Origin of the sequence: Bartonella sp. MR110HLJHH, from assembly GCF_042194225.1 — a bacterium.
GTDB lineage: Bacteria > Pseudomonadota > Alphaproteobacteria > Rhizobiales > Rhizobiaceae > Bartonella > Bartonella grahamii.
This window is the reverse complement of record NZ_JBHIMQ010000033.1, coordinates 4,104-5,332: the sequence shown is the minus strand read 5'-3', so window position 1 is coordinate 5,332 and position 1,229 is coordinate 4,104. Positions and strand designations below refer to the sequence as shown.

Below are 1,229 nucleotides of genomic sequence, written 5' to 3'. Positions count from 1 at the left end.
ATGTCATGAAGAATTTGACCGAATAGTGGGCATTTCAGAGGTTCCATTTTGGTTTACAGAAAAAGATAAACCGCCTCGTTTACCTTGGTTTATCAGGAGCCCGTTTGCTAATTTTTTATATTATTCAACGCCTATAACAGAAGGGCTGAATGACAGAGAGCATCATGAACATCACCTTATGGCAGAGAGGGTTGGTGGTGTTGAAACGCGCCCCGTTAATGTGAGTGTCATTTATGGGATCAAGACATGAGGAGTTGAAATGTCATTAAAACCGTTTGCGATATCAGAGATTAGCGACCCGTCTCAAGTACGGGTCGTTTTGTATTCTGGGGGAGGTTTTGTACATGCGCCGCTTAATGGCGTTTTTGATTTACTGAAAGCCGCTTTGAAAGCCGATCTTGATGGATCGTTAAAAGATTTAGAGAAGCGCTTAGAGGCTTTAAGAGAAGAGTTTGAAGATTTGAAAGAGTGTTCATTAGACGAAGTACTCTGAATGATGTGAGGACGAAAGCAGATGAAGATACCCGATCATGAACATGAATATTTGATACCTGTCGCGACGAGAGAAGAAATGATAGCAGGAACTTCTCAAGACAGTGTTGTTGTTCCGAAGCTTTTAGGGACGGCGTCTTTGTATTCGTATGAAACCTTTGCGCCCTTAGAGCAGGTTGTTAATGCAAGGAAAGAAGCAGAAAAAGCCATGGCGCGTGCGAATGGCGCGCAACAAACAGCAGATCAAGCGAAAACTATAGCAGATAGTGTCAAGGAATTATCGGATGCAGCAGCGACGACGATAGCACAAGCAGCAGGCACAGCAGCGAGTGCAGTTACTGTAGCTTCTGAAGCCAAGACGACAGCTGATACAGCTTTAGAGCAGGCAAATACGGCATTAACAGCATCCAATGCCGCCAAGACAACAGCAGAGATATCGAAAGCTTCTTCAGAAGATGCCAAGATGAAATCAGAAGCGGCAGAGAGGTTAGCGCAAGAAGCCAAGCGTATTGCGGAGGATACTAAAGGTGCAGCCGATAGAGTGACGACAGCGGTCACGGAAAGCTCTCAAATAGTGACACAAGTTCAAGGCACAGTAGAGACAGCTTTGACAGAGGCAAGAGAAGCCAAGGCAACGGCAGGAGATGCAAAAACACTTTCCGAACAAACCAAGAGCGCTTTTGATGATGCCAAGCAGGTGATGGGTGAGGTGAAGAATGTTGCAGAAACGGCGGCAG

At 45.6% G+C, this 1,229-nt stretch carries 1 protein-coding gene and 2 pseudogenes; all 3 read left to right on the top strand.

The window, feature by feature from the left end:
- Positions 1 to 250, top strand: a pseudogene (locus ACFIKB_RS08830) (phage tail protein); the annotation flags it as partial.
- 9 nt (positions 251 to 259) lie between these two features.
- A complete protein-coding gene (locus ACFIKB_RS08825) occupies positions 260 to 493 on the top strand; it encodes a hypothetical protein (protein ID WP_015856223.1) in 234 nt (77 codons plus the stop codon).
- A 21-nt stretch (positions 494 to 514) separates the two neighbouring features.
- A pseudogene (locus tag ACFIKB_RS08820) lies at positions 515 to 1,229 on the top strand (hypothetical protein); the annotation flags it as partial.

Coding starts and splice junctions, on each gene's coding strand:
- ACFIKB_RS08825 (WP_015856223.1), top strand. CDS start 260: ATGTCATTAAAACCGTTTGCGATATCAGAGATTAGCGACCCGTCTCAA.